29 protein-coding genes are annotated in these 25735 nt (G+C 40.4%); 17 read left to right on the top strand and 12 right to left on the bottom strand.

Going from position 1 to position 25735, the window contains the following annotated elements; genetic code table 11:
• The first annotated feature begins 2 nt into the window (after window positions 1-2).
• Window positions 3-1205, top strand: coding sequence for an amino acid ABC transporter permease (locus FPV17_RS04040; RefSeq protein ID WP_144558177.1), 1203 nt, complete (start codon window positions 3-5; stop codon window positions 1203-1205).
• A 119-nt stretch (window positions 1206-1324) separates the two neighbouring features.
• The gene (locus FPV17_RS04035) at window positions 1325-2029 is read left to right on the top strand and encodes an amino acid ABC transporter ATP-binding protein (RefSeq protein WP_206777775.1); all 705 of its coding nucleotides are present in this window, start codon (window positions 1325-1327) and stop codon (window positions 2027-2029) included.
• A gap of 235 nt (window positions 2030-2264) precedes the next feature.
• Here the strand turns inward: FPV17_RS04035 and FPV17_RS04030 are convergent, their stop codons facing one another.
• Window positions 2265-3737 carry a DHA2 family efflux MFS transporter permease subunit gene (locus tag FPV17_RS04030; RefSeq protein WP_144558175.1) on the bottom strand — a complete coding sequence of 491 codons (1473 nt, stop codon included), beginning with the start codon at window positions 3735-3737 and terminating at the stop codon, window positions 2265-2267.
• A gap of 149 nt (window positions 3738-3886) precedes the next feature.
• Between FPV17_RS04030 and FPV17_RS04025 the strand changes: the two genes are divergently transcribed.
• Window positions 3887-4756: a TetR/AcrR family transcriptional regulator gene (locus FPV17_RS04025; protein ID WP_035397112.1), complete on the top strand. Its 870-nt coding sequence runs from the start codon at window positions 3887-3889 to the stop codon at window positions 4754-4756.
• 222 nt (window positions 4757-4978) lie between these two features.
• Here the strand turns inward: FPV17_RS04025 and FPV17_RS04020 are convergent, their stop codons facing one another.
• A complete protein-coding gene (locus FPV17_RS04020; protein WP_144558173.1) occupies window positions 4979-5572 on the bottom strand; it encodes a hypothetical protein in 594 nt (197 codons plus the stop codon).
• Between the two features lie 407 nt (window positions 5573-5979).
• Between FPV17_RS04020 and FPV17_RS04015 the strand changes: the two genes are divergently transcribed.
• The 7 genes from FPV17_RS04015 to FPV17_RS21725 all read left to right on the top strand — a co-directional run bounded on the left by FPV17_RS04015 (window position 5980) and on the right by FPV17_RS21725 (window position 12058).
• Window positions 5980-6492 (top strand): GNAT family N-acetyltransferase, encoded by a 513-nt coding sequence (locus FPV17_RS04015; protein WP_035397108.1) that lies wholly within the window; start codon window positions 5980-5982, stop codon window positions 6490-6492.
• A 138-nt stretch (window positions 6493-6630) separates the two neighbouring features.
• Complete coding sequence (mgrA, locus tag FPV17_RS04010; RefSeq protein ID WP_144558171.1) at window positions 6631-7620, top strand: L-glyceraldehyde 3-phosphate reductase; 990 nt, start codon at window positions 6631-6633, stop codon at window positions 7618-7620.
• A gap of 284 nt (window positions 7621-7904) precedes the next feature.
• The gene (locus FPV17_RS04005; RefSeq protein WP_144558169.1) at window positions 7905-8906 is read left to right on the top strand and encodes a sulfate ABC transporter substrate-binding protein; all 1002 of its coding nucleotides are present in this window, start codon (window positions 7905-7907) and stop codon (window positions 8904-8906) included.
• 16 nt (window positions 8907-8922) lie between these two features.
• Window positions 8923-9750, top strand: coding sequence for a sulfate ABC transporter permease subunit CysT (gene cysT, locus FPV17_RS04000; protein ID WP_035398410.1), 828 nt, complete (start codon window positions 8923-8925; stop codon window positions 9748-9750).
• Complete coding sequence (cysW, locus tag FPV17_RS03995; RefSeq protein WP_144558167.1) at window positions 9750-10568, top strand: sulfate ABC transporter permease subunit CysW; 819 nt, start codon at window positions 9750-9752, stop codon at window positions 10566-10568. Before cysT ends, cysW begins: the two co-directional genes overlap by 1 nt.
• A complete protein-coding gene (locus tag FPV17_RS03990; protein ID WP_144558165.1) occupies window positions 10565-11632 on the top strand; it encodes a sulfate/molybdate ABC transporter ATP-binding protein in 1068 nt (355 codons plus the stop codon). Before cysW ends, FPV17_RS03990 begins: the two co-directional genes overlap by 4 nt.
• 258 nt (window positions 11633-11890) lie before the next feature.
• On the top strand, window positions 11891-12058 hold the full coding sequence (locus FPV17_RS21725; RefSeq protein ID WP_158332076.1) for a hypothetical protein: 168 nt from the start codon (window positions 11891-11893) through the stop codon (window positions 12056-12058).
• A gap of 20 nt (window positions 12059-12078) precedes the next feature.
• Here FPV17_RS21725 and FPV17_RS03985 read toward each other — a convergent pair whose 3' ends face one another.
• The 5 genes from FPV17_RS03985 to FPV17_RS03965 form a co-directional block, all read right to left on the bottom strand.
• On the bottom strand, window positions 12079-12405 hold the full coding sequence (locus tag FPV17_RS03985) for a hypothetical protein (RefSeq protein WP_144558163.1): 327 nt from the start codon (window positions 12403-12405) through the stop codon (window positions 12079-12081).
• Between the two features lie 45 nt (window positions 12406-12450).
• On the bottom strand, window positions 12451-13050 hold the full coding sequence (locus FPV17_RS03980) for a response regulator transcription factor (protein WP_038477113.1): 600 nt from the start codon (window positions 13048-13050) through the stop codon (window positions 12451-12453).
• The gene (locus FPV17_RS03975) at window positions 13047-14180 is read right to left on the bottom strand and encodes a sensor histidine kinase (RefSeq protein WP_144558161.1); all 1134 of its coding nucleotides are present in this window, start codon (window positions 14178-14180) and stop codon (window positions 13047-13049) included. The genes FPV17_RS03980 and FPV17_RS03975 overlap by 4 nt, the downstream gene beginning before the upstream one ends.
• A gap of 75 nt (window positions 14181-14255) precedes the next feature.
• The gene (gene desA / locus FPV17_RS03970; RefSeq protein WP_144558159.1) at window positions 14256-15299 is read right to left on the bottom strand and encodes a Delta(5) desaturase DesA; all 1044 of its coding nucleotides are present in this window, start codon (window positions 15297-15299) and stop codon (window positions 14256-14258) included.
• 470 nt (window positions 15300-15769) lie between these two features.
• A complete protein-coding gene (locus tag FPV17_RS03965; RefSeq protein ID WP_144558157.1) occupies window positions 15770-16864 on the bottom strand; it encodes a DNA alkylation repair protein in 1095 nt (364 codons plus the stop codon).
• Between the two features lie 140 nt (window positions 16865-17004).
• On the opposite strand from FPV17_RS03965, the gene sda reads away from it, so the two are divergent.
• The gene (gene sda / locus FPV17_RS03960; protein ID WP_035398402.1) at window positions 17005-17196 is read left to right on the top strand and encodes a sporulation histidine kinase inhibitor Sda; all 192 of its coding nucleotides are present in this window, start codon (window positions 17005-17007) and stop codon (window positions 17194-17196) included.
• Between the two features lie 68 nt (window positions 17197-17264).
• Here the strand turns inward: sda and FPV17_RS21720 are convergent, their stop codons facing one another.
• Window positions 17265-17423 (bottom strand): hypothetical protein, encoded by a 159-nt coding sequence (locus FPV17_RS21720; RefSeq protein ID WP_158332075.1) that lies wholly within the window; start codon window positions 17421-17423, stop codon window positions 17265-17267.
• Between the two features lie 537 nt (window positions 17424-17960).
• Window positions 17961-18950: a zinc-dependent alcohol dehydrogenase family protein gene (locus FPV17_RS03955; protein WP_035398398.1), complete on the bottom strand. Its 990-nt coding sequence runs from the start codon at window positions 18948-18950 to the stop codon at window positions 17961-17963.
• A 297-nt stretch (window positions 18951-19247) separates the two neighbouring features.
• On the opposite strand from FPV17_RS03955, the gene FPV17_RS03950 reads away from it, so the two are divergent.
• The 4 genes from FPV17_RS03950 to FPV17_RS03935 all read left to right on the top strand — a co-directional run bounded on the left by FPV17_RS03950 (window position 19248) and on the right by FPV17_RS03935 (window position 22187).
• Window positions 19248-19673: a helix-turn-helix domain-containing protein gene (locus FPV17_RS03950; RefSeq protein WP_201769522.1), complete on the top strand. Its 426-nt coding sequence runs from the start codon at window positions 19248-19250 to the stop codon at window positions 19671-19673.
• On the top strand, window positions 19670-20404 hold the full coding sequence (locus tag FPV17_RS03945; protein WP_144558155.1) for an ABC transporter ATP-binding protein: 735 nt from the start codon (window positions 19670-19672) through the stop codon (window positions 20402-20404). Before FPV17_RS03950 ends, FPV17_RS03945 begins: the two co-directional genes overlap by 4 nt.
• Window positions 20401-21135 carry an ABC transporter permease gene (locus FPV17_RS03940; protein ID WP_144558153.1) on the top strand — a complete coding sequence of 245 codons (735 nt, stop codon included), beginning with the start codon at window positions 20401-20403 and terminating at the stop codon, window positions 21133-21135. The genes FPV17_RS03945 and FPV17_RS03940 overlap by 4 nt, the downstream gene beginning before the upstream one ends.
• A gap of 134 nt (window positions 21136-21269) precedes the next feature.
• On the top strand, window positions 21270-22187 hold the full coding sequence (locus FPV17_RS03935; RefSeq protein ID WP_035398390.1) for an AEC family transporter: 918 nt from the start codon (window positions 21270-21272) through the stop codon (window positions 22185-22187).
• Here the strand turns inward: FPV17_RS03935 and FPV17_RS03930 are convergent.
• On the bottom strand, window positions 22184-22753 hold the full coding sequence (locus FPV17_RS03930) for a GNAT family N-acetyltransferase (protein WP_144558151.1): 570 nt from the start codon (window positions 22751-22753) through the stop codon (window positions 22184-22186). The genes FPV17_RS03935 and FPV17_RS03930 overlap by 4 nt on opposite strands.
• 109 nt (window positions 22754-22862) lie before the next feature.
• Between FPV17_RS03930 and FPV17_RS03925 the strand changes: the two genes are divergently transcribed.
• Both FPV17_RS03925 and FPV17_RS03920 read left to right on the top strand, forming a co-directional pair.
• Window positions 22863-23354, top strand: coding sequence for a GNAT family N-acetyltransferase (locus FPV17_RS03925; RefSeq protein ID WP_144558149.1), 492 nt, complete (start codon window positions 22863-22865; stop codon window positions 23352-23354).
• Window positions 23355-23359: 5 nt separating this feature from the next.
• Entirely contained in the window at window positions 23360-24697 is a 1338-nt protein-coding gene (locus FPV17_RS03920) for an amidohydrolase family protein (RefSeq protein WP_144558147.1), read from the top strand.
• Between the two features lie 166 nt (window positions 24698-24863).
• On the opposite strand, the gene FPV17_RS03915 is transcribed toward FPV17_RS03920, so the two are convergent.
• Window positions 24864-25394: a GNAT family N-acetyltransferase gene (locus FPV17_RS03915; RefSeq protein ID WP_246117121.1), complete on the bottom strand. Its 531-nt coding sequence runs from the start codon at window positions 25392-25394 to the stop codon at window positions 24864-24866.
• Between the two features lie 89 nt (window positions 25395-25483).
• Window positions 25484-25663 carry a hypothetical protein gene (locus FPV17_RS03910; protein WP_144558145.1) on the bottom strand — a complete coding sequence of 60 codons (180 nt, stop codon included), beginning with the start codon at window positions 25661-25663 and terminating at the stop codon, window positions 25484-25486.
• Window positions 25664-25735 lie beyond the last annotated feature (72 nt).

The following is a 25735-nucleotide window of genomic DNA, read 5'->3' as shown; positions in this document are numbered from 1 at the left end:
TCATGGCACAGTCAGACATACAGCCTAGTGGATTGAAGACACCCCTTCCTCCGCCTAAACATACAACGTCACTAGCAAACTGGTTAAAAGAAAACTTATTTACGAACTGGCGGCAAACGTTATTCACTTTAGCCTTACTTAGCTTTGCCAGCTGGCTTTTATACCAAGTTGGTCATTGGGTTTTCATCACAGCGGATTGGTCTGTCATCCCACCAAACTTTAAGCTCCTTCTTTCTGGTCAATATCCAGTAGATCAGCTTTGGCGATTATGGACAGGAATACTCCTTTTTGCACTCCTCCTCGGCCTGAGTGCAGGCAGCTGGAAAGGTGTGATGAAACATGTAGCCTTTTTTCTCAGTCTTATTTTTCTTGTTTGTCTCGTTCTTCCTTTTGTCGCGTTTGAAACAAGGCTTTGGCTTAGTGGTGCCATCCTCATAATGGGAGCTGGTTTTGGGCTTGGACATTATTTTAAAATAAAAAAACCTACTCTTCTGTTGTGGATTGGTTTTATACCTCTTGCTGGATTTCTACTACATGGATTCGGTCTATTGCCTAGTGTTGGCACGAATCTATGGGGTGGTTTCTTACTGACATTATTACTCGCATCCGTCGCCATTATCTGTTCGTTCCCGCTTGGCTTGCTCCTTGCGTTGGGACGACGGAGTAAGCTACCAGCCATTAAATACTTCTGTATCTTCTATATTGAACTCATTCGTGGTGTACCACTTATTACGATTTTATTCGTTGCTCAAATCATGCTACCACTCTTATTAGGTGGGTCGGTAACGATTGACCATATCGTTCGAGCCATGATTGGGTTGACTCTGTTTAACGCTGCGTACCTTGCAGAGAATATTCGGGGTGGTCTTCAATCCATACCAAGAGGGCAATTTGAAGCGGCTCATGCACTTGGCCTAGGAACACCTGTCACCACATGCTTTGTCATTTTACCGCAAGCGTTGAAAGCGGTCATTCCAAGTATGGTCGGGCAGTTCATCGCCATCTTCAAAGATACCTCTCTTGTTGCCATTGTTGGCTTAATTGATTTACTTGGTATGGCACGAAATATTGCTGCAAACCCTGAATTTATTGGCTATCAAATGGAGCTTTTTCTATTCGTCGCTCTCGTCTTCTTTATCTTTTGCTCTATACTCTCTTACGCCTCAAGACGAATTGAACATTCCCTTGGTGTAGGAGATCGATAATTTAAAAATAGAAAGGATATGAATTTATGTCACAGACGAAAGAAACGACAACAGCGCTTGATGCATTTGATTCGGATATCCCTTTAGTTGAGAGAGAACCGATTATCACATGTGACAGTATGAATAAATGGTTTGGAGATTTACATGTACTGAAAGATGTCAATTTAGAAGTAAAGCGGGGAGAAGTAATTTGCGTCCTTGGACCATCGGGTTCAGGGAAATCAACTTTTATCCGAACGCTAAATGGACTTGAGGATATCCAACAAGGTACGATTACAATCGACGGCACAAGTCTTTCAGATGACATTAAAGAAATGGACAAAATTCGCCGGGAAACAGGTATGGTTTTTCAACAATTTAATTTGTTTCCGCACATGACCATTAAAAAGAACATTATGCTTTCTCCCATGTGGGTAAGAAAATGGCCTAAAGCTGAAGTGGAAAAAAAGGCGTTAGCATTACTTGAGCGGGTCGGCATACCTGAACAAGCGAACAAATATCCTGGCCAACTTTCAGGAGGACAGCAACAGCGTGTTGCGATTGCTAGAGCTCTTGCGATGGAGCCAAAAATCATGTTGTTTGACGAACCTACATCTGCACTAGATCCAGAAATGATTAAGGAAGTGCTAGATGTTATGAAAGAGCTCGCTAAAACGGGTATGACGATGGTTGTCGTGACGCATGAAATGAATTTTGCGCAAGAGGTTGGGGATCGAATCGTTTTATTTGATCAAGGCGAAATTATTGAAACAGGTACACCGACTGAACTTTTCCAAAATCCTAAGCACGAGCGGACAAAGTTATTTTTGTCACAAATTCTTTAAGAAACCAAACCGGGCACCCGGTTTAGCTTCTGTCTTTCTCCCCAAACGGTGATTGTACCCTTCGCAATGCAACAGTTGTCACACATAAATAAAGACAGACGGATAAGAGAAATAGCGCCAATAATCTCAACTCCTTTCTTACACTGTAAAGCCCTTTGGTTAAGGTAGTGTAAAGAACGGGTAAATGATTTATAAGAAAAAAGAGTATGGATGTGTTCATCCATACTCTTTTCCTTTATTCCTCTTCGATTTTCCGTACAGCTTCCATACTTGTATCAACTCTTTTCACAAAGAACGAGAGCAGTAATGCAATAAGTGTCATCCCAAATGCGACATAGAAAGAAAACTGGATTCCCGCTAATAGCGATTGTTGCATTAATACAGCTTCATTGACAGCAGCCGGATCGGTTTGACTTAAAATACTTTCTGCTTCGCTAGCAGCAACACTGTTCATAATCGTCACAAGAATAGCTGTTCCAATGGATCCAGATACTTGTTGAGCCGTATTGTTAATTGCGGTTCCATGCGGATTCAGACGTGTTGGTAGTTGATTTAATCCGTTCGTCATAATGGGCATCATAACAAGAGACATCCCAAGCATTCGTATGCTGTAAATCACAACGATCGTAGCATATGGTGTATCAAGTTGAAGGTTCGCCAACATATAAGTGGATATTGCCGAAATAACGAGACCAAGTACAGAGATGGTTCGTGGCCCAAATTTATCAAATAACTTCCCTGTTACAGGAGACATTAATCCCATAATAATGGCTCCTGGTAACATAAGTAGCCCAGAGTCTAGCGGTGAAATGCCTCGTACGCTTTGTACATATGCAGGTGTCAAAATCATACCTGAGAACATGGCCACTGCATTGACAGCAGCGATCACCGATGCTAATGCAAACATGGGGTACTTATACACTCGTAAATCTAAGAGCGGCTCATCCATTCGTAATTGCCTTATTATAAAGGCAGTGAGCGCAATCACACCAACAATTAATGTCACCAATACCCAAAAATCTGTCCATCCATCTGAACTTGCTGAGCTGAATCCATAAAGCAACCCACCAAACCCTAAGCTAGAAAGAACCACTGACGTGTAATCCAAGTGAGCCTCTTTATTTTGAGGCATCACATTCCCTAATTTCCATATCGCCAAAACAAGACTAATAATAGAGAGTGGCAAAATCATTTCAAATAGTAAGCGCCAATCGTAGTTTTGCACGATAAAACCTGACAACGTTGGCCCAATCGCAGGTGCCGTAATCATAACAAGACCAAATACACCCATAGCCGTCCCCCGCTTTTCTCGAGGAAAACTAATAAGCATCACGTTCATCAGCAATGGTCCCATAACGGAGCCTCCGATTGCCTGCACCATTCTTCCTGTTAGCAAAAGACCAAAGTTTGGCGCAAATGCCGCAAGAGCTGTTCCAATTGTAAAAATGGCCATTGCTGCTATATAAAGATTCCGATTTGTAAACCGCGTTAATAAATAGGCAGAAGCCGGAATGAGTACACCACTGACAAGCATATAGCCAGTTGCTAGCCATTGAACTGTGGAGTAATCTTCAATGCCTAAATCCACCATAATACTTGGTAAAGCTACATTTAATAATGAATTATTTAAGAATGCTACAAACGCACCAACAAATAAAATCCCTATCATCAAGTAGGGAGGTCTTTTTAGCTGCATGCTTTCGTTCATGCATCGTCACCTCTAATCAGAAATTCAACACTACGCTATATTATACCTATGGTACAATATAGTCAATATATTTATACTCACTGTATAAATTGTTTTTTTTCGTTCTAGAATTTATACTAAGCACATCGGAATCTATCGAGGAGGCTCCAATGAACGAACGGAAGAAACATGTCGCAGAAACGGCTTTAAAACTTTTTCAAGAGAAAGGTATTCAACATACATCGATTCAAGATATAGTAAAAGCTGCATCTATTTCAAAAGGTACGTTTTATAATTATTTTACATCTAAAAATGATTGTGTGGCTGAAATTTTAGAGGATCTACGATATGAAGCTAGTCAACGCCGCATTGCTGCTCAAATCGGTAAAGCGCGAAATGATCGAACAATTTTTATAGAGCAAATTGCGATTTTCATTAAATTGCAAGAAGAAAAACACCTCTACCGGCTATTTGAAGCCATTCTTCATTCAAACGAAGCCGATTTAAAGAAGTTAGTTCTCAAGCATCGCGTACATGATATGGAATGGCTCACCCAACGCTTAATTGAAGTAAGAGGTGAATCCGTGCGCCCATATGCATTTGAAGGAGTCGTTCTTTTTACAGGTATGATGCAACACACACTATTTGTTCATCGCTATACAAATAGTAGTTACCATCTTGAGACAGTCATAGACATCCTTCTTTCCTATTTAGAAGACATTCTGGAAAAAATGGAGCAAGATCAGCATCTATTGTTGAACGATGGTGCCATTCAGCAATTCCGTTCCCAAGTTGAACATAGAACGATTACAAAAAAAGATGTGTTGTCTTACGCAGAGTCATTTGATGTAGCACACTTTTACGAAGAGCAAAAAGACTTATTTGACGCCATTTTAGAGGAGCTTCAGAAAGAGCGCATACGAAAAGGCGTTCTTTTACCCTTATTAAAACCGTTTCAAGCATCAGCCCAAGACACGACAATGGAAGACGCTATTCAAACGTTTATTAACATGATCTGGTATTATGTTCATTCATACTAACGCCCCTTTTATAACAGCTTTCATTAGATTGGCGAACGCTCACAACGTGCATAAGGGCAGGGCTTAAAGCTGGGATATGCCAGTTGCCGTGTTTACTAGCCTCGTGCACGTCTCCAGCCATTTCCGTTCAAACTTTCATTCCGACTTCAGTTCTCTGTTTCTAGAGAAATCTTCGCCAACTTATGAAACAAATGTAAAGAAAAAAGATGTAGCAACGATGCGCTACATCTTCTCTATTTTCGAACGCCATTCTTCACGTAAGCGTTCATTGTATTCCTCTGTTGTTTCTCCCTCTTGAATAGGAAATTCTTCTTCAAGCTGGCTCCCGATTTCACGCCACGCATAATTGTAAGCAAAATGGTCATATTCCCATTCAAACATAAATGCTTCAAGTGACATCCCATGAGCGGAAGCAATGGGTTCCATAAACGCGTCGTCGACTTGTTCCAATTCTTCATTTATGAAGGTGTGAATTTGAATTTCGCTCATATCCACATCGTACACTTCTTCCGCTACGATCAGCAGATCGTTTCTTTTTGCATACGCCTGTTTAGCTTGTGCGACTAAATCCTCTTCAGACTGCACATCACCAGTAGTAAGTTGATTGATTCTTAGCCTTATTGCCCATTTCTCAATTCCTTTGTCCCTTAGTCCATCTATAGCAGCGACATCTTCTCGCGCTTGTACAATCGCTTCTAGAAGCGGCTGTTGGAACTGCTCATTTTCTTCAGGTGCTATGGTTTGAATTTGGAAAAAGAATAGGCTTACGATAAGAATTGTACCTAAAGTAGCAGCTCCTACGATCCATTTTTTCACTTAATCACCTCCACTCGTTTTACGTAAAAAAATGCAAAGTGTCTCATCTCATTAGACTTTTGTGAGTGTCTAGAACGGGTGTTGGTTGACCAACTAAGCGTTTGCTTATATATTGTGTAACTAACCTCGTTTAAGTTTCTATAATCATGACAACAACTCACCATGTAGCTACAATTTTGAGTGAGTTCAACTTTATTCGCAGGATTTATCCATAAAAGAATGAATTCTATTACCAATACCCACTTTCTACACTTTTAAAGAAATGATAGAAAAAGAGAATGTAATTCCTATACAACTAACAAACAAACGATCACAAGCATGACAAGAAAAATAGGCTTCAAACTGGAACAAATGCTGGGCTAGACTAGTAAGTGTGAATCGTTGAAATCACGGAGGAGGGAAACGAATTGAAGGAGCATGTACTCGTAACCGATCGACTAGCCTTACGACAAATGACACTTGCTGATGTAGATCATTTAATGACCATATTTGCTGATCCAGAAGCAATGGCTCATTACCCTGCAACCAAAAATGAAAGTGAGACAAAAAAATGGATTCATTGGCAGCTAGATCTTTATCAACAAACCGGAGCTGGTCTTTGGATCGTTGAAGAGAAAGAGACAAAAACGTTTTTAGGTCAATGTGGTCTAGTCCCCCAACATATAGACGGAAAAGATGAAATAGAAATTGGGTATTTGTTCGCAAGACATGCCTGGGGGAATGGCTATGCAACCGAAGCAGCATCGGCTTGTCGCGATTTTGCCATTCATGATTTAGGACAGAAACGACTCATTTCCTTAATTGCTCCACTCAATTCCCCTTCCATTCGAGTCGCTGAGCGAATAGGCATGACTAGAGAAAAGCGTATTCTCACGTGGGGGAAAGAAATTTTCGTTTATAGTCTGTGTGAGTCTTCTTAGCTAAGAGTAAGTAAACTCTTATACAAAATAAACATGTCCCATTATCATTTAGCTTACAATATAACTCGTGATTCTAAAAGTGGAAGGAAACGAAGAAAACGTTTACAATGTGAAGAATGACGATAAAGGAGAGATTCTATGGTATACGTAGCAGCTAGTAATAGATACGAACACATGCAGTATCGTCGGTCTGGACATTCTGGTTTAAAACTTCCACTTATTTCGTTTGGTTTGTGGCATAATTTCGGCGGTGTCGATGCAAGGGAAACGGGTAAAGAAATGATACGAAAAGCCTTTGACTTAGGGATAACACATTTTGATTTGGCAAATAATTATGGACCGCCACCAGGTTCTGCAGAAGAATTTTTTGGAGAGATGCTCAAGACAGATTTGGCGCCTTACAGAGACGAGCTCATTATTTCCAGCAAAGCCGGTTACAAGATGTGGGACGGCCCTTATGGAGACTGGGGTTCAAAAAAATACCTCGTATCCAGCTTGGATCAAAGCTTAAAAAGAATGGGCTTAGAGTATGTGGATGTGTTCTATCACCATCGTCCTGATCCTGATACACCACTTGAAGAGACGATGCATGCATTGGATTTGCTTGTTCGCCAAGGAAAAGCCTTATATATTGGCATTTCGAGCTATGATGCAAAGCAAACCTCTGAAGCCGTGAAGATACTCAATGACTTGGGTACACCATTATTCATTCATCAACCTGCTTACTCCATGTTGAACCGTTGGATTGAAGACGGTCTGCAAAAAGTGTTAGAGGAGAATGGAGTTGGCTCCATTGCATTTGTACCGCTTGCCCAAGGTTTGCTAACAAGCAAGTACTTAAATGGAATTCCTACAGGATCTCGCGCTACTAAAGGGACAAGTTTGTCTCAAGAAGAGATCACAGATGCTACCATCTCAAAGCTAAATCAATTAAATGAACTAGCAAAAACTCGCAACCAGTCCCTAGCCCAGATGAGCTTAGCTTGGGTACTGCGTGAAGAGAAAGTCACATCAGCATTAATTGGCGCAAGTAAGGTGGAACAAATTGAAGAGAACGTAAAAGCGCTTGATCATTTAGCGTTTAGCAAGAGCGAACTAGAAACGATTGATAGGATTTTAACATCTTAATTTCGTTCAGAGCATCACAATGTAAACTAGAATGCCCAGAGTTTGTTTCGATTCGAGACAAGCTCTTTTTGATCACCATTCCTTGTGCCCCGCTATTTTAACCCATATGAAGCTGTACTCACTTTCTTCTCCTTATCAATCATTCCAATTAAAAGGATGTTTCATTCACAAAAAACTTATTGACAGATCGGAATTATAAGAATAATATAAGAACACATTAGCACACTATTTTTTTAGTCTTAATTCCAACTAAATACATAGGAATACATAAAAGGAGTGTTGACATGAAAAAAATTCTCTTTCCCCTACTATCATTAGGTGTGCTTGCGGCTTGCAATACCACCTCTAGTTCTGGATCGACAGTGGAGTTATTGAATGTTTCCTATGACCCTACTCGCGAACTGTATACGGATGTGGATGATGCCTTTATTGCTTATTGGGAAGAAGAAACTGGTGAAACAATTAAAATTAACGCATCTCACGGTGGTTCTGGAAGTCAAGCACGCTCGGTTTTAGATGGTCTTGATGCAGATGTTGTTACATTAGCACTGGCTTACGATATCGATGTTCTACAGGAAAGAGAATTGCTCGACTCGGATTGGCAATCACAGTTCGACGATAACTCTTCCCCTTACACATCAACTATTAATTTTCTCGTCCGAAAAGGCAATCCAAAGGACATTCAAGATTGGGATGATTTAATTCGTGAGGACGTTGAAGTCGTCACGCCAAACCCGAAGACATCTGGTGGTGCTCGATGGAATTATTTAGCTGCATGGGGGTTTGCAGAAGAAGCGTATGGCTCTGAAGAAGAAGCACAAGCATTTGTGAGTGACATCTATAAAAATGTGGTCGCCTTAGACTCAGGTGCACGCGGGGCAACCACTTCATTTGTTGAGCGAAATATTGGGGATGTTCTCCTTGCTTGGGAAAATGAAGCGATTCTTGCTGCAAACGAATTGGGTGAAGATGAGTTCGATATTGTAACACCTTCCATATCGATCTTAACAGAGCCACCAGTAGCCATTGTTGATAAAGTTGTAGATCGAAAAGGAACACGAGACGTAGCTGAGGCTTACCTAGAATTTTTATATACCGATGAAGGACAGCGGTTAATTGCGGAGCATCATTATCGTCCAAGAAACGAGGAGATTTTGTCTGAATATAGTGATTCCTTCCCTGAACTTGAGCTATTTACCATTGACGAGAAATTTGGTTCATGGCAAGAAGCACAGGAAAAACATTTCGCTGACGGAGGCATTTTCGATACGATTTATCAACCTTAATACGTAGGAGTCGATTATGAAACGAATATTACCTGGCTTTGGGTTAAGCTTAGGCTTTACGATGCTCTATATGAGTTTTATTGTCTTCATTCCCCTTGCCGCATTGATTGTTTTTACTGTTTATAATGGCTGGGATACGTTTTGGAACGCGCTAAATGACCCACGTGTATACGCAGCGTTTCGCTTATCTTTTACAGCCTCGTTAATTGCTGCATTAATAAATGGTGTGTTCGGCGTTTTAATTGCTTGGGTCATGGTGCGTTACACGTTCCCAGGTAAACGGATCATGGACGGCATGATTGATTTACCCTTTGCCTTACCTACTGCGGTAGCAGGGATAGCATTGACAAGCCTTTACACAGAAAGTGGATGGATTGGGTCACTACTTGCTCCTCTTGGCATTCAAGTCGCTTTCACACCAATTGGAGTTACCATTGCGTTAACCTTTATCGGACTCCCATTTGTCGTTCGTATGGTGGAACCGGTTTTAAAAACAATTGATAAAGAAACGGAAGAAGCTTCAGCACTGCTCGGTGCTACACCTTTCCAAACATTTCGGACCGTGATTTTCCCTGTGCTCATTCCTGCGTTACTAGCAGGAATGACGCTGGCATTTGCACGAGCACTCGGAGAATACGGTTCTGTTGTTTTCATCGCCGGTAATATGCCGATGCAAACCGAGATCGTACCTTTGCTTATTATGACGAAGCTCGAGCAATTTGATTATGGTGGCGCTACAGCTATTGCCGTTGTCATGCTAACACTTTCGTTTGCACTTCTTTTGTCTGTTAACGCGCTTCAGTGGCTTATTTCAAGGAAACTTGGACAAAGGAGGATAACGTAATGCAAACAAAAAAAACATGGTTAAGCTATGCATTAATTAGTGTTGCGTTTTTATTCTTATTGTTGTTTCTGTTTCTTCCACTAATTGTCATCTTTTCCGGCGCTTTTGCACAAGGATTTCAAGTGTTTGTTGCGTCCATTACTGAACCCGATGCATTATCTGCGATTCAATTAACACTATTAGTCGTAGTCATTACCGTTCCTTTACATACATTGTTTGGTCTAGCTGCCGCTTGGGCATTAACCAAATTTCAATTTAAAGGTAGACAGTTTCTCATAACGCTTATTGAAATCCCTTTTGCGGTTTCTCCTGTTATTGCAGGGCTACTCTTTATTTTGCTTTATGGTGTTTATGGCTTTTTTGGTGAATGGCTTACAGCGAATGGTTTTCAAGTGATCTTTGCCTTACCAGGAATCATTCTCGCGACGATGTTCGTCACGTTACCTTTTGTAGTGAGAGAACTCATTCCACTAATGGAGGCACAAGGATCAGAAGCCGAAGAAGCATCCGTTACCCTTGGTGCCAGCGGCTGGCAAACCTTTCTTCGTGTGACGTTACCTGCTATTAAATGGGGACTTCTCTACGGCGTCATTCTCTGTACAGCCCGCACAATTGGTGAATTTGGTGCAGTATCTGTTGTGTCAGGCCGTATTCGGGGCAGCACCAATACGATGCCGCTTCACGTTGAAATTTTATACAACGAATACCAGTTCACGGCGTCGTTTGCCATTGCTGCTTTAATGTCCCTCTTTGCCATTGTTACCATCGTTGTAAAACAATTGGTGGAATCCCGTCAAAGGAAGGTAAAAACGAAATGACCATTAAAATGACGAGCCTCTATAAATCATTCGGTACCACACCGATTTTAAAGGATATTAATCTGGAAGTGGAACAGGGAGAATTGTTCGCTTTACTCGGCCCCTCTGGTTCTGGTAAAACGACGCTACTGCGCATGATTGCTGGATTAGAGACAACCAATGGTGGCGAAATTGAAATTAAAGGAAAAAACGTCACTCACCGATCCCCACGTGAGCGAAAAGTTGGCTTCGTGTTTCAACACTATGCCCTATTTGCTCACATGACGGTATCAGCGAACATTGCATACGGCTTAACGGTTTTAAAACGTAGCGAACGGCCCTCTAAGCAAGAGATTACAAAGCGTGTCGATGAACTTCTTTCTCTTGTGAAGCTCGACGGCCTTGGGCAAAGGTATCCATCTGAATTATCAGGAGGACAGCGGCAACGTGTAGCACTCGCTCGTGCCTTAGCTATTAATCCAGATGTATTACTACTAGATGAACCGTTCGGGGCACTTGATGCTCAAGTACGTAAAGAGCTACGCCGGTGGTTACGGACGTTGCACAAACAGACTGGTATTACAACTGTCTTTGTTACACACGACCAAGAAGAAGCACTTGATGTAGCTGATAAAGTAGTTGTCATGCGGAATGGTACAATCGAACAAGTGGGGACACCTACTTACGTCTATGAAGAACCTCGGACACCATTTGTCTATGAATTTCTAGGAAATGCAAACCGCTTTTCCGGTCAAGCTAAAGCAGGAACGTTGCACATTCAAGGCGCTGACTGGGAAACCGCTTCAACACTGGAAGAAGTGGAAGCAATCGGATTTGCTCGCCCACACGAATTTTCCATTTCGACGACTTATGAGGGAAAAGCCGACTTAAAAATAACGATCACATCCATTCATCCAGTTGGACCCATTGTTTTTATTGAAGCGAAACATGAAGGTCACCCGGAGATGATTGACATTCAACAACCGAAAAAAACGATTGCCGAGCTTGGCCTACAAGTTGGCGATACAGCTTATATTCGACCTGAAAAAATTGGCGTTTTCCACGTGAATGACTATGTCATTTAGCCAAATTAAGTTTCATGCCAAAGAACCTATGCAAAGTGATAGGTTCTTTTGTGCTTTATTGACATTGTTTAAGCACTATTACATTCATTTTTTTGTTACTAACCCTTAAACTCAAAAAAGCTTTCTTCCTGATAAGAAAGCAAGTTGTTCAAAACGAAATGTGAGAAAGAAGAAATTCATTTCGACAATAGGTTTATGTATCCTTTTGCATTACTTTATAATAAAGAAACCGCTATTTTTTTTAAGAAGGATAACACTGTGATCATTATCTTACTTTTTATCATTGTGTTTGTTATTGTTTTTATTCTCAATGGGATATTTGATGCTTTGTTAAAAAACGAAGGAACCGTAAAATCATGGTTTGTCGCTTCAATCGTTATTGCCTTCATCATTACTGTAATGGCAAGCTTACTTCTTGGAATGTAATTGTTCTTTCGAGGTACCAATCAAGGAGCAACATCAATGATGCCGGTAAACAATAAAACCATTGTAAGCACGATATAGATAGGCAAAGATAAGGAGAAAACTAACGACAGGGTTGGCACATGTTTTCTTTTCGCTTTGCGTAACGAATAACTGGATAGAACGACACCAACTGCTGTAAGTGCATATACACTATAGTCACCCACTAACGACCCTACTATTCTTGTTGGGGTGATGAACGTCATAAGGAAACAAACAATGCTAACGATTAACGCCACATACTGTAGAAGCTTTTTTCGTTTCCATTCATGAGCCCCTTCCAACAAGATCATTTTTTCACTTTGGTTCACAACTTAAAAAAACTCATTTACTTAACTATGCACATTTATTTGATCTTATTTATACCAGCCTTTTTCTTGGATAAGCGAAATGGCTTCAATCCGATTAGTAACGTTTAACTTCTCATAAATAACCGATACATAATTTCGGACGGTTCCTGTTTTTATGTTTAAATGATCGGCTACTTCTTTTGTGCTCTTTCCTTCTGCGATTAGTTGAATCACTTGACCTTCTCGATCGGTTAACGGGTTTGTGCTGTCGTCGATCATATCCATTAGTTCAGGTGCATAGACTTTGCGTCCATCTAGGATTGTCCGAATGGCTCGTGCTAATTCATCACTTGGACTATCTTTTAGCAAATACCCACTGACTCCAGCAGCCCGGGCATAATTAAAATAACCGGTTCGTGCAAATGTCGTGAGAATAATAATTTTGCATGCTTCTTCTTTTAATTGTTCAGCAGCCTCTATTCCGGTCATAAGTGGCATTTCAATATCCATAATACAAATATCAGGTTGGACCTGCTTCACAAGCGCAACGGCGTCAACACCTGTTTTGGCTTTTCCCACAACCGTCATATCCGCTTCCAATTCTAACAAGGATGCAAGTGCACCTAATACCATTCCTTGATCCTCTGCAATCACAATTCGAATCATAGTACCTCTCCTTCATTTTGATAAATAATTCTTGGTATAGCAAATGTCAGTACTGTCCCCTGACTAGACGTTATGTCCAATTCCCCGTTAACGAATTCTAGTCTTTCTTTCATCCCAATTAATCCACTTTTCTTTCTTACCGGTAGCTCATGCTGCAATCCGACGCCATCATCTTTTACAATCATTCGCCATTCATTCGGATGATTTTCTAATTGAATGGTACACGTAGTAGCGTCACTATGCTTGACTACATTTGTCACAGATTCTTTTAAACACATACAAAATACGTCTTCAATTAGCAGAGGGAGGTGTTTGAATGACCCTTCTCCTGAAATCTCACACGTCATATTACTCGAAGCTAGGAGTGCTTGAACATGCCCAATTTCGTCTTTCAATCGCGCTGTTCTCATATCTGAAACGATCTCTCTCACTTCACGAAGTGCTGTTCTTGACGTCTGATTAATGTCTTCAAGCTCTTGCTCAGCTAAATCTGGCTTTACTTTTAATAATTTACGTGCCAAGTCACTTTTCAACCCGATTAAAGATAGCTTTTGTCCCAATGTATCGTGTAGATCTCTGGCAATACGCTGCCTCTCCTCCACAACCATCAGCTGGGAAATTCGTTCATTTGCTACCTTAAGCTGACTTTCTAACTCTTCTCTACGATTACGATGGTAAATGGTAAATGGTAACAAAATAACGCCTAATATACTAAGTACATTAAAAGGAAGTTGAGCCATGAACCCTTCATTCTCTAATAAGGAACCAATGGTAAACGCAATGACAGTCGTAGAAAGATGCACCACATATAAACTGATAAAACCTGCTCGGCTTTTTAAATTCCCTATAAAAAAGGCGATAAATAAGGCGAAGTAGACATAGCCAAAATAAATGGTCATGCCAACACTAATAAGCATTTCAATACTAAGCGCCACATAAACAGTCCAGCCTCTTTTTATAAAAGACAACCGATAGGTAGTGAAAAAAAGCATAATCATTGCCACACCTACAATGATTTCATAAAGAGTAGATGAACGAATAATAAAGTAAAAAGGCAATAAGCAAAAGACAATCCATGCATAGAGACTTAACCCCGTATTCTTCGGGAAAATATGAAACCAATGGTACATCCTAAAGACTCCTTACATCCGATTTGGTATACAGCAAAGAAAGCTCTCTTTCCCGAGAGCTTCCCCATTTTCATTTTATCCTACTCGATTTGTTCTACCTCGTGAACGTCGAATGGACTGTAATCGATCAGCAACTTTCATTTCTTTAAAGCTAATGAACGTTTGGTTCTCTTCATCATATAACCGGAAAGAAATGGATTCAAGACTCTTTTTCAGTGTAATCGTCGTTGCTGTCTGTAACGGTGGTGTATTCTCATGTGTTTTTTCCAAATAATAATTTGGCACTTTTGGACTTAAATGATGCACATGGTGATACCCAATATTCCCAGTCAACCATTGTATGATCTTAGGTAATTTATAGTAAGAACTTCCATCAACAGCTGCTTTTACAAAGTCCCACTCATGATCATTTTCAAAGTAAGAATCTTCGAATTGATGTTGTACATAGAATAACCAAATTCCTGCTGCGCCTGATACATACATAATAGGAAGTTGAACAATTAAGAAAGCTTCCCAACCAACAAGCATACCCATTCCTACATAGAGCAGTAAAATGCATGCATTTGTTAGATACGTGTTGTACCGTTCCTTCCGTTTTGCACCCTTACAATTAATGCGATTTTCGATTAAAAATAAATAAAGCGGACCTAATCCGAATAAAACCAATGGGTTTCTGTACAAGCGATACTTCAAACGTTCGAATGATGATGCTTCTTTATATTCATCTACGGTCATTACCCAAATATCCCCTGTGCCACGTTTGTCTAAATTCCCACTCGTCGCGTGATGAATCGAATGACTGTGCTTCCACTTTTCAAATGGAAAGTGCGTCAGCACGCCACTTATATTTCCTATTAATCGATTCCATTTAGGTGATTTCAGAAAACTTCCGTGGGTACAATCATGAAAAATAATAAACGTTCGAACCACAAACCCTGCTGCGATCACGGAACAAACAAGACTTAATACAATAGAAAGCTTTAAGCTCTGATACGCTAAGAACCACATGATAAAAAAAGGTAATAGTGTATTTACTAATTGAAAGACGCCAATCTTTGTATTCGATTTAGCATACGGTGCGACACTCTGTTTTAACGCTCGTTGTTTTTCCCTACTCATCTCCGACCACCTCAAACGTTATTGTACCGACTGACCTTTGCAAGCGTAAGACACAACTGTCATTCACCAACTATGATAAGTGTCATAGTCAACGGGATAAAGCCCTACCATTAGCGGTTTTTCACGCATAAAAAAGAAGCCCTCTAGTATGATAGGAGCTCCTTTGATCGATCTTTATATAAGGTTGTTTTCATTAAAAAGCATTTTAAGGCATGAATATCTCTCTATCATCCATGTCCATAAGAATATGTTCTAAAAAAATACGTTCTTCCTCTAACAGGGGGCGATTGAGACCGTTTTCAAAATCATCTATTAGTCTCTGTAAAACGTCTGAAGAATAAATGCTAATACCCTCCTTTTGCCTAGTATCTTCACTATAGTACAAATGACTTGAGAATGAAAATCAATTTGTTAAAAAAGGCAAAAAACAGGAACATTAGCCTATTCTTCATCTGTTCGTTTCGCATCCATTATGTTACATTTATTGTCGTTTGTGCTAGCGTAACACCATTTGCTAATAAGGAAACGGCATGCTCACCAGGGTAATGCTTTCTAGTGGATAGATCAGCAAAGTGGTGCATTCGATGACGCGTTAACGTCTCTTTTTTCGTGAATGTTCGATCAAGAAGAAGGAATTTCTTTCGTGAACTTTTTCCGTTAGCTTTCATAAAGTCGATTGCATATTCAAACCGAACTCTTCCATTCACAGGCTCTTTAATCGCCACACCCCAAGATAGCGTAACAGAGTCACCAATCTTAATTTCGTTTGCAGAAGCCTCTAAGTTCGCGTCTACAAAAATTTGAGGGCATTCTTTACTGTTTACATAATTAAATAGCGCATAAGCCTCAGGTACATCTAGCCTTAATAACCCTCTACAACCATGGCGAATAATCCAATCAGTATGCTCATGCTGTCCTTTCCACCGATTGGCAACTGCTAGCACAACATCAGGATGATCTTTCGAAACATCATTTAGATTGTTGGCGACACTTTTTCGGACGTATTTAGAAGGATCTTCTTTCAAGAGCTCTAACACTTCCAAAACCGGGCTTGGATCGCGCTTAAAGTCTGTCAATGCCGCTCCCCACGGTAAGCGAGGACGACAGCCTTCACTTGCCAAACGACGAACATGCTCGTCCTTATCTGTTGCCCATCTCTTCATTTGTTCCATCATACGATCAGGGTCTTTCTTAATAAATGGTCGCACGGCAAACTCACTTGTTGAACCCTTCGTAAAATATTCAAGCGCTTGGATGGACTCTTCCCAATGCTCTAATCCATACACTTCGACAAAATCGGGAAATAGTACAAATAACCCTTTTTGAGCATCATTTCCTAATGACTGTAAAATACGAAGTGCGTTCCGATAATCCTTAGGCAGGGTTTGACCAAGAGCCAATGTAATCTTTCGCATTCGTTCTTTTAAAGACAGTGATTCCCACTGCCCATTAAAGACGGCTTCAATAAAACTTACTTTATCGAAATGATCATCTTTAGCGCTTATTCGCGTAGCCAAATCCTCTAATAGTGGTCTACTATACATATTTTTTAATGGCTCTGCCATCTTCTCACCTCTCCACACATCTTCGCCAACTCTCTTTTCTACAAATTTTATAGAAAAAAAGACAATTTGTGTAGGGATTTGCAACGTTATTCTAGAAATTAAGGGATATAAGTGAAATACTGTCGATAAGGAGTGCATTTATGTCATTAAAAAGCTTACCGAACCATTGCCTTTTAGAAGCTTACACTCACGCTCTCTCGCTATCTCTGCCTGAGGATTTCGTTCTCATTCTTAAAAAGGAAATCCTTCTGCGAATGCAATCAAACAACCAGAATGCACCAACAACATCATTTGTCTTGCTTCCTAAATCAGATATAGGAAATGAACTTTAAACGATGATATCATCCATACTTAGGTTACAACATCTTCATACATACCTTACAAATAAGAATGACTCTCTTTATTCCTTGCGGTTCTCATTGGCAATCTTTTCAACATCTTCTTTTAGTTTTGATGCGTCCACTCCTCTTTGAACGGCTTTTTCCACGACCATAAATAGAAAGAGAAAGAACACTGCCATAATGACTACTAGCAATAGACCATTTATTTCAATTGTCATTTTAATAGCCTCAACTTCTGGGATTTATTTCAAACTAATTAATTTAACAATTCCTAGCTATAGAGGTGCATGACCTCGTAGTGAGAGGGGGAAGCGAGCTTTAATAGTGTCGTCTTCAGAGAAAGGTCTTTTGTCATTTTGGAACATAGTGAATTTTCAGGGGGGGGTTGTAAATAAATTAAAATCAGATCTACACCAAGAGGATCAAACGGTAACATTAAAAGCTCCCTTCCGTTTGTAAAGTCTCTGTTTAAGGTTAACGACTGCTCTCTTGCAAGATCTATTCTAGTTAAATAGAAATAAATTGAAAAAAATAGCAAAATGGAGGATTCGTATGTCTGCCCTCAACTCTTTTTTAAAAGGACTCATAAAAGGAATAACCCTTTCTCTCATTCTCTTTATGATCTTCTCAACGCTCACATTCCTATTTATTGACCATCCATTTTTACAAAATCTTTTTCTCTTCAGTTTACTATTCTCTATTCCGGTTCTTATTGGACTATTGATTATCAGTCCATTTATCCCCTTGCTCTATCGCTATTTCTGACCTAGTAAAAACACTTTCCCATTAAAACTCGGCGTTTGTTCTGCTACCTTGACTGCTTGTTGAACATTTGCCAATTCATAAGCCGTCCCATGATTACTAATAGTCAGTATACCTTCACTTACATACGTAATCAGTGTATTGAACACTTGATGCCAATGGGTGACAGTAACCGTTTTATTCCACTGCCTTAAATGAAAAAGCTTTGTCTGTAAACGACTTGATAACCCTTGCCAATTTACCTGTTGTCCTGATAGCAAGCCAACAGCCAAAAACACCCCATTTCTTTGCACACAAGCACCAAGCCGGTTCCCTGCTTCACCACCAATGGAATCAATCGCTACCGTAGCACCAGCTCCTGCTGTGTATGCCCGCACTGCATCATACACGGATTCATCGACATCGTTCACAACGGTTGCTGCACCTAATTGCAGAAGTTCTTCTTTGTAAACGTCATTTCGTACGACGGCAATGAATGAAAACCCTCTTATTTTTGACATCTGTGCGACCATTTTTCCGAGTGCCGAACTAGCCGCATTCATCACAACAACATCTTTTCGTGTAAGATCCAAAATGTCTGTACATAGGACAAAGGCTGTTAATGGATTAATATAAAGCTGAGCAGCAGTTCGGTCATTGATTGTAGATGGAATTGTAACTAAATGAGCTGCTTTTGTTTGAACAGCATCTTGCCAAGTCCCTTCTCCTCTTAACGGAAGAACGCGCTTTCCAATAAGAGTAGATGACACATTGCTCCCTACCTCTTCAACAATACCTACACCTTCATATCCAGGTATAGCAGGCAGTGAAATGCGATGAGCATATGCCCCACGTATTGGAATAAGATCAGACGGATTAATCGGCATCATCGTCATTTTTACAAGTACGTCATCCTTCTTTAATGCCATAGACGGTCTTTCTTCAACAGATAGAACAGAAGCAGGAGAACCAAACTGTCGGTAAATAATTCGTCTACCATTCACAAGCCCAACCCCTTTTAACGCATTATAGCATGAGGTTAAACAACAAAAATAAATGACACATTGAACCCCTATTCACTTCACGTCTAATTAATAGTCATTTAGACAAACAGCCATTACAAGCGTTCTCTAATTAAACGTGTGTACAATCGAATTCAATGTTTACTAGAAAGCATTCAATGTAATCCCTTCCCTTTTTATTAATGATGTTAACCTTCGTTAACATCTTACGTTACCTTTAGTTGGTAGAAAAGCCTGTTAATCCCGCTATAATGAAAGAAAAGGAGGATGAAAAATAGGATGAATGAGCATTTAAAGAATCTAAGAAAGAAAAACAAGCTCACACAAGAAAATGTGGCGGAACAGCTACATGTATCCCGGCAAGCCGTCGCAAAGTGGGAAAGTGGCGATACGGTCCCTGACTTGAACCATGCGATTGCTCTTGCACGTCTATTTAACGTTCGTTTAGACGACCTGGCTGGTGAAGCGACCGAGTACGGTATTGGGCCAAAAGGTAAACATATTTTCGGCTTAACAACGATTGGTGAACGTGGTCAAATTGTGATACCTAAAAAAGCCCGTGACCTTTTTCAATTGCAAGCTGGTGATAAACTATTAATTCTTGGTGATGAAGAGCAAGGATTAGCCCTTGTTAAAAATGAGCATTTTTTAACATTTGCAGACGACATCTTCGCCGCACAAAAAGAAAGGAACGACGACGAATGAAGGCGATTGAGACGGTCGATTTAACCAAGCATTATTCTACACATATAGCTGTCAATCAGCTTAATCTTTCCATTAAAGAAGGAGAGCTTTTCGCCTTGCTTGGCTTAAACGGGGCAGGAAAAACAACGGTGATTAACATGCTAACCACCGTGCTTTCCCCAACAAGCGGTGAAGCAACCATTCATCACGTTTCAATTCAAACGAATCCTCAACAAATAAAACCACTCATTGGTGTTTCACCACAAGAAAGTGCGGTTGCTCCTAACTTGACCGTTAAAGAAAATATTCTTTTACTTGCTACTATTTATGGAGCATCTAATAAAGAAGCAACGAAACAGTGTAATCAAATACTCTTGCAATTGGATTTACAAAAGGAGAGAACAAAAAAAGCGAAGCACTTATCTGGCGGCATGATGAGACGTTTAAGTATGGGAATGGCCCTCGTCACGAAACCAAACGTACTTTTCCTTGATGAACCAACTGCAGGAGTTGATGTGATTGCTCGTAGAGAGCTTTGGAACGTCATTAATGAATTAAAAGGGAGTATGACGATTGTTTTAACAACCCATCACATGGAAGAGGCGGATGCACTTGCCGACCGGGTTGGTATTATGGCAAATGGACAACTTATTAAAACAGGTACACCTGCCGAATTAAAAAAGCAGAAGCATACACACTCTTTAGAGGATGCATTCGTATCCTTTGTACAATTAGAGGAGGGATATGAATGAAGACGATGGCATTCGCATCTCGAAATTATAAAGAAATGACGCGAGATTGGCTCACGCTTTTATTCGGGCTTGCTTTTCCTCTGCTTCTTCTTTTCTTACTCTCGCTTATACAATCGAATATTCCAAATGAACAATTTCACATTGAACGTCTGACCCCAGGCATTGCTATGTTCGGCTTGTCCTTTATTTCTCTATTCTCGGGAATGCTGATAGCAAGCGATCGGGAGAGTTCTTTTTTGCTTAGATTATTTACAACGCCTTTACGTTCCCAGCACTTTATTCTTGGTTACGCGTTACCGCTCCTTTTATTTGCCATCGTGCAAATGACTCTTTGCTATCTTGTCGCTTTCTTTCTTGGTCTCCCACTTTCTAGTAACACCTTTTGGTCTATTCTAACTCTACTTCCGGCGGCTCTACTTTTTATTGCGATTGGGTTACTGACTGGCAGCGTCTTTACGAATAAGCAAGTTGGGGGTATTTGTGGGGCTCTTTTGACGAACCTATGTGCATGGCTTAGTGGTGCTTGGTTTGATGTCTCTCTTATTGGTGGCTGGTTTGAAGCTGTTGCCTACTCTCTTCCTTTTCTACATGCAGTTGAAGCGAGCCGAGAGGCACTATCTGGTCATCTCACCAGTACATTTCCGCACTTAGGCTGGGTGTTTCTTTACGCAATAGGTACGAGTATAATGGCTATCTTTGTCTTTAAACGAAATATGCGGTACGTGCAATAATTGGATGGAGAAACCATCCTTTTTTATCGTGATTTGAATTTCTTATCATATAGGATCAAAAAGGTGTATTAGGTTAATCACTGTTTACACGGTACAATAAAGATTGATTCTCATCACGATTGGAGTGATTCCACATGTTTAGTGCCATCTTTCTTGAAGTCATTTTTCCTATTCTTGCCCTTATGACGTTAGGTCTCTTTTTACAACGCCATTATGAATTTAAGCTAAAACCTTTTTCCACTCTCTTAACTGTATGTTTTATGCCTGCATCTATTTTTTTAAATCTCTATTACGTTGAAATGGATATAGTGGTTCTATCGCAAATTCTTGGCTATCTTCTTTTATTTACACTAGTGATGATCCTATTTAGTACAGTGATTACTAAAATGCTTCACCTTTCAGGTGGCGAAGCAGCCGTTTTGAAAAACAGTGTCTCCTTAATGAATTCAGGAAACTATGGTTTACCTGTCAGTCAAATGATCTTCAGCGCTAACCCTCTTGGCGTGACTATTCAAATCTTTGTACTAATCTTTCAAAATTTACTTACCTATTCATATGGATTGTATAATCTTTTATCAGCGACTAAATCCCTTAAGGGTATTCTTCTCTCATTCTTAAAAATGCCAATTATTCATGCGCTTATTCTTGGTCTGCTTTTTCAATTGTTTCGTATTCCACTTCCTACGTTTATTGAAACACCTCTTAGTTATCTTGCAAATGGTTTCATTGCGCTTGCTCTTATCCTTTTAGGAGCGCAATTAGCTACCATTCAATTTGGTTTGTTTCATCGTGTTGTTCTCTTTTCTATTATTGGTCGGCTGCTCGTTGGACCTTCCGTTGCATTAGGTATTATCTTACTCTTAAACCTGGATGGCATTGTTGCACAATCTCTATTTATTGCCAGCTCTTTTCCGACTTCAAGGAATACAGCAACACTTGCGCTACAATACAATATTGAGCCTGATTTACATGCACAAGTTGTCCTTTATACAACACTCTTTAGCTGCCTTACGGTTACAGCTGTTATTGCTTTGTCAGCTGTGCTGTTTTAAAGGGAGGGGAACCGTAAAGCTTCCCCTTCTTGCTTCACTCTCCCCATTATAATTGTATGTTGATAGGTGTCCCCGTGTTTTTTATCGTCGATTAACAGTCCTTCTTTTTTAAAACCAAGCTTCTCATACAATTGAATAGCTGTTACGTTTGTTTCAAGAACCTGTAGCATTACCTTATGTATTTGTTTTTCGTCTGCCCAACGTAGTAGCTTAATAATGAGCGACTTGCCGATTGAATAACCCCAATACTTTTTACTGACACCTACACCGAATTCAACCCGATGTGCAAGCTTCCTTAGCTGACTTCCTTGTGCTCGTAAATATCCCACAATACGACCTTCTGCTTCAGCAACGAGAAGCAAGTTTTCAGGTGATGTACACGCTTCAATCATCGCCTTACATTCTTCTTCTGTTAATACATTTTCTCCATATACTCGATCAAAATGGTCTGTTTCTCCGTCTAAGGTTGCTCGTAATCTACCAAGCGTGGTAGCATCTTCCATTTCGGCTAAGCGAATTGTAATGGTCATGCCATGCTTTTCATATTCAAGGACGTCATTTTTCATTCTTTCACCTCTTTGAATCTAAGTAAGCATTATTATACGCTTTTTTGAAACTATTTGGTAAGCTAACAGTAATAACCATCTAGAGCCTTCACTAAGGGAGGAATGTGTGATGCACATACGAGATATGAAAAGACGTGATCTTCACGCTATCCGTGCACTAGCAGCTAAGACGTGGAAAGCAACCTATACACCGCAAATTCCAGATGACATCCAGAAAAAAGTCATTCGCGATGCCTATTCTTCTCATGAGATGAATCGTCGTTTTCGGTCTTCTATTACACTTGTTGCCGAGGAAAATGGTCGCATTCATGGGTATGCGTTCTTTTCACCCGAAAAATATTCTGAGCACAATGCTTACCTTGAATCACTCTATGTCGATCCTGCTGAACAGGGTCGAGGTATTGGCAGATCCTTGCTTCATACAGGGCTGAGACGTTTTGAACAGCCCGACCACTGCCGTCTGATTGTTTATAAAGGCAATAAAAGCGTTTACTTTTACACAAAGGAAGGGTTTGAGATAACTGGTGAGCGTACTGGCGATTTTTTTGGTTATCCAGTCACCCTCATTGAAATGGAAAAGAAACTAAATGGGAAAGGATGATGATTATGAAAAAGACACTTATTAGAGGTGGGACAGTCCTACCAGTAACCAAGCGAACTTCTTACATAGAAGCTGATATTTTAATAGAGGGGACGAAAATAAGTAAAATTGAACCTTCTATACACGATGAAGATGCCGACATCATTGATGCGAGTAATAGGATTGTGATGCCTGGCTTTGTTGACAGTCATCGACATACTTGGGAATCTATGATTCGAAATATTGGTGCTGATTGGTCCTTACAAACCTACTTGGGTCAACTCTATTACGGTGGGATCGGCTCAAAGCGCAGACCTCAAGACGATTATATAGGCAATTTGTTTGGCGCGTTAGAAGCATTAGATGCTGGTGTGACAACCATCCTTGATTGGACCATGATTAATTCGATTGAACACGCTGAAGAAGGCATTCGCGGATTACAAGATGCTGGGATTCGAGCTGTATTTGCATATGGTGCACCTGGAGACGAGGCATTTTGGAACAATGATAGTACATTAACGCATACCGATGATGCGAAAACCATTCAATCGGCTTACTTCCAATCTCCAAACCAGCTGCTTACATTAGGTCTTGCTATTCGCGGCCCTGAATTTAGTTCATGGGATACAGCGGTAAAAGAAATCAACACCGCTCGAGAAATGGGAATCTTGGCTACCATGCATTTAGGGTTTGGTACTTGGGGACGTACAGCCCATTCCATCGAACGCCTAGACGAGCAGCATCTTCTTGGAAAAGACTTGAATTTCACGCACATGAATCGAGTAACCGATGAGGCAATGAAACGGATTGCCGCTAAAGGAGGAAGTGTATCCGTCACACCAGAAGTCGAAATGATGATGGGCCACGGCTACCCGGCTACAGGTCTCGCTCTTGAAAATGGTGTGAAGCCTACTCTCGGTGTTGATGTCGTTACTTCTACAGGTGGAGATATGTTTGCTCAAATGAAATTTGCCTTACAAGCAGAGAGAGCGCGAGTCAATGAAAAACTTCTTGATGAAGGCGTCATGCCCGGACCAGAACTCCATCTTTCTGCCAACCAAATACTAGAGTGTGCAACGATCGAAGGAGCTAAAGCACTCTTACTTGACGACAAAATTGGTAGTCTTGAAGTAGGAAAAGAAGCAGATATTCTATTACTAAACACGAGTGATCTAAACTTAAGTCCGATTACGGATCCAATCGGTGCTGTCGTCCAAACAGCTCATCCAGGCAATGTTGATTCTGTATTCGTTGCTGGTAAGGCGGTTAAACGACACGGTCAGCTGTTATTCAATAATCTTGACTCACTTCGTAGTCAGTTATCGGACGCGCAAAAGCATGTGCTTGCTCATACAAAAGTATAGTAACGAACACAACAGCCTTCCGAATGCTCGTAAGGCTGTTACTTTTCAAAAGATCTGTGGATAACTAAACGAAAGCGAATTCATTTTCCACAGTTTTCCGACTTATCTACATTTTTTATACACATATTAACCTCTTTGCTTATCAATTCCTGATTGTCTGTGATGGTTATCCACATTCATGCACGAGCACGCTAAACAATAATGAATCCCGCCAATGGTCTTTTGACCAGAGGTTTTCACGTAATCTCCCTTCTTGTTGCATGCCAAGACGTTGTAGTAACTTAGCTGAGGCATGATTTTCCGGATCGCATGTTCCATAAATACGATGTAAATCTAGTGCTTCAAATCCGTATTGAAGCATCTTTTTTGCTGCTTTCGTTGCTAAACCTTGTCCCCAGTAATCAGGATGTAAAATGTACGAAATCTCGCCATTTGTTTTATCTCGCACATTTAATTCTGTAACGCCAATCGTTCGACCACCTTTTTGAATGGCATACGCATAACGGGTACGTGGCACTTGCTGAGCAGCCTCTACAATTCCATTTACATAACCGGTCGTATCTTTCTCCCTCATCGTTTCCCATGGTTGGTATTGACTAACGATTGGAAGAGACGCATAACTATGAATGTCTTTCCAATCTTCATAAACCACTTCTGCTAAATCGAATTCTGCTTCTGAAAAAACTACTTTTCCCACTCCAATTTCCCCTCCCTTTCTATTCACTCACCCTTACTCTATCATGAACGATAGGCAAAATAAAAAAAGCCTTTTAGGCTTTAAAATGATTAATACCCTTGTTTTCTCCTTAATTGAAACGCATAGCGTCTTAAGTTTGAGGTTACTTCGTTTTCGTGCTGGCACACGTCACAATAAACATGATGAGCGGTTGCAATATACGCCTTTAACACATAATTTGATAACCTTTTAGGGTTTCCGCATTTCTCACAAAATACTAGCACCTTCACTCTGTTCGCCTCCCTATACAAGTTGAGCGTCACTATCCATTGTATACCCACTTCACATGAAAAAACGCATCT

This window comes from Shouchella miscanthi (genome assembly GCF_007725405.1).
GTDB classification, from domain to species: domain Bacteria; phylum Bacillota; class Bacilli; order Bacillales; family Bacillaceae_D; genus Shouchella; species Shouchella hunanensis.
Note: the sequence above shows the minus strand (reverse complement) of the source record. Positions and strands in the feature narration are given on the sequence as shown.

What these genes read in the sequence shown, in the direction of transcription:
- FPV17_RS04040 (WP_144558177.1), top strand. Translation starts at nt 3, where the DNA reads ATGGCACAGTCAGACATACAGCCTAGTGGATTGAAGACACCCCTTCCT.
- FPV17_RS04035 (WP_206777775.1), top strand. Translation starts at nt 1,325, where the DNA reads ATGAATAAATGGTTTGGAGATTTACATGTACTGAAAGATGTCAATTTA.
- FPV17_RS04030 (WP_144558175.1), bottom strand. Translation starts at nt 3,737, where the DNA reads ATGAACGAAAGCATGCAGCTAAAAAGACCTCCCTACTTGATGATAGGG.
- FPV17_RS04025 (WP_035397112.1), top strand. Translation starts at nt 3,887, where the DNA reads ATGAACGAACGGAAGAAACATGTCGCAGAAACGGCTTTAAAACTTTTT.
- mgrA (WP_144558171.1), top strand. Translation starts at nt 6,631, where the DNA reads ATGGTATACGTAGCAGCTAGTAATAGATACGAACACATGCAGTATCGT.
- FPV17_RS04005 (WP_144558169.1), top strand. Translation starts at nt 7,905, where the DNA reads ATGAAAAAAATTCTCTTTCCCCTACTATCATTAGGTGTGCTTGCGGCT.
- cysT (WP_035398410.1), top strand. Translation starts at nt 8,923, where the DNA reads ATGAAACGAATATTACCTGGCTTTGGGTTAAGCTTAGGCTTTACGATG.
- cysW (WP_144558167.1), top strand. Translation starts at nt 9,750, where the DNA reads ATGCAAACAAAAAAAACATGGTTAAGCTATGCATTAATTAGTGTTGCG.
- FPV17_RS03990 (WP_144558165.1), top strand. Translation starts at nt 10,565, where the DNA reads ATGACCATTAAAATGACGAGCCTCTATAAATCATTCGGTACCACACCG.
- FPV17_RS03980 (WP_038477113.1), bottom strand. Translation starts at nt 13,050, where the DNA reads ATGATTCGAATTGTGATTGCAGAGGATCAAGGAATGGTATTAGGTGCA.
- FPV17_RS03975 (WP_144558161.1), bottom strand. Translation starts at nt 14,180, where the DNA reads ATGTACCATTGGTTTCATATTTTCCCGAAGAATACGGGGTTAAGTCTC.
- desA (WP_144558159.1), bottom strand. Translation starts at nt 15,299, where the DNA reads ATGAGTAGGGAAAAACAACGAGCGTTAAAACAGAGTGTCGCACCGTAT.
- FPV17_RS03965 (WP_144558157.1), bottom strand. Translation starts at nt 16,864, where the DNA reads ATGGCAGAGCCATTAAAAAATATGTATAGTAGACCACTATTAGAGGAT.
- sda (WP_035398402.1), top strand. Translation starts at nt 17,005, where the DNA reads ATGTCATTAAAAAGCTTACCGAACCATTGCCTTTTAGAAGCTTACACT.
- FPV17_RS21720 (WP_158332075.1), bottom strand. Translation starts at nt 17,423, where the DNA reads ATGACAATTGAAATAAATGGTCTATTGCTAGTAGTCATTATGGCAGTG.
- FPV17_RS03950 (WP_201769522.1), top strand. Translation starts at nt 19,248, where the DNA reads ATGAATGAGCATTTAAAGAATCTAAGAAAGAAAAACAAGCTCACACAA.
- FPV17_RS03945 (WP_144558155.1), top strand. Translation starts at nt 19,670, where the DNA reads ATGAAGGCGATTGAGACGGTCGATTTAACCAAGCATTATTCTACACAT.
- FPV17_RS03940 (WP_144558153.1), top strand. Translation starts at nt 20,401, where the DNA reads ATGAAGACGATGGCATTCGCATCTCGAAATTATAAAGAAATGACGCGA.
- FPV17_RS03935 (WP_035398390.1), top strand. Translation starts at nt 21,270, where the DNA reads ATGTTTAGTGCCATCTTTCTTGAAGTCATTTTTCCTATTCTTGCCCTT.
- FPV17_RS03930 (WP_144558151.1), bottom strand. Translation starts at nt 22,753, where the DNA reads ATGAAAAATGACGTCCTTGAATATGAAAAGCATGGCATGACCATTACA.
- FPV17_RS03925 (WP_144558149.1), top strand. Translation starts at nt 22,863, where the DNA reads ATGCACATACGAGATATGAAAAGACGTGATCTTCACGCTATCCGTGCA.
- FPV17_RS03920 (WP_144558147.1), top strand. Translation starts at nt 23,360, where the DNA reads ATGAAAAAGACACTTATTAGAGGTGGGACAGTCCTACCAGTAACCAAG.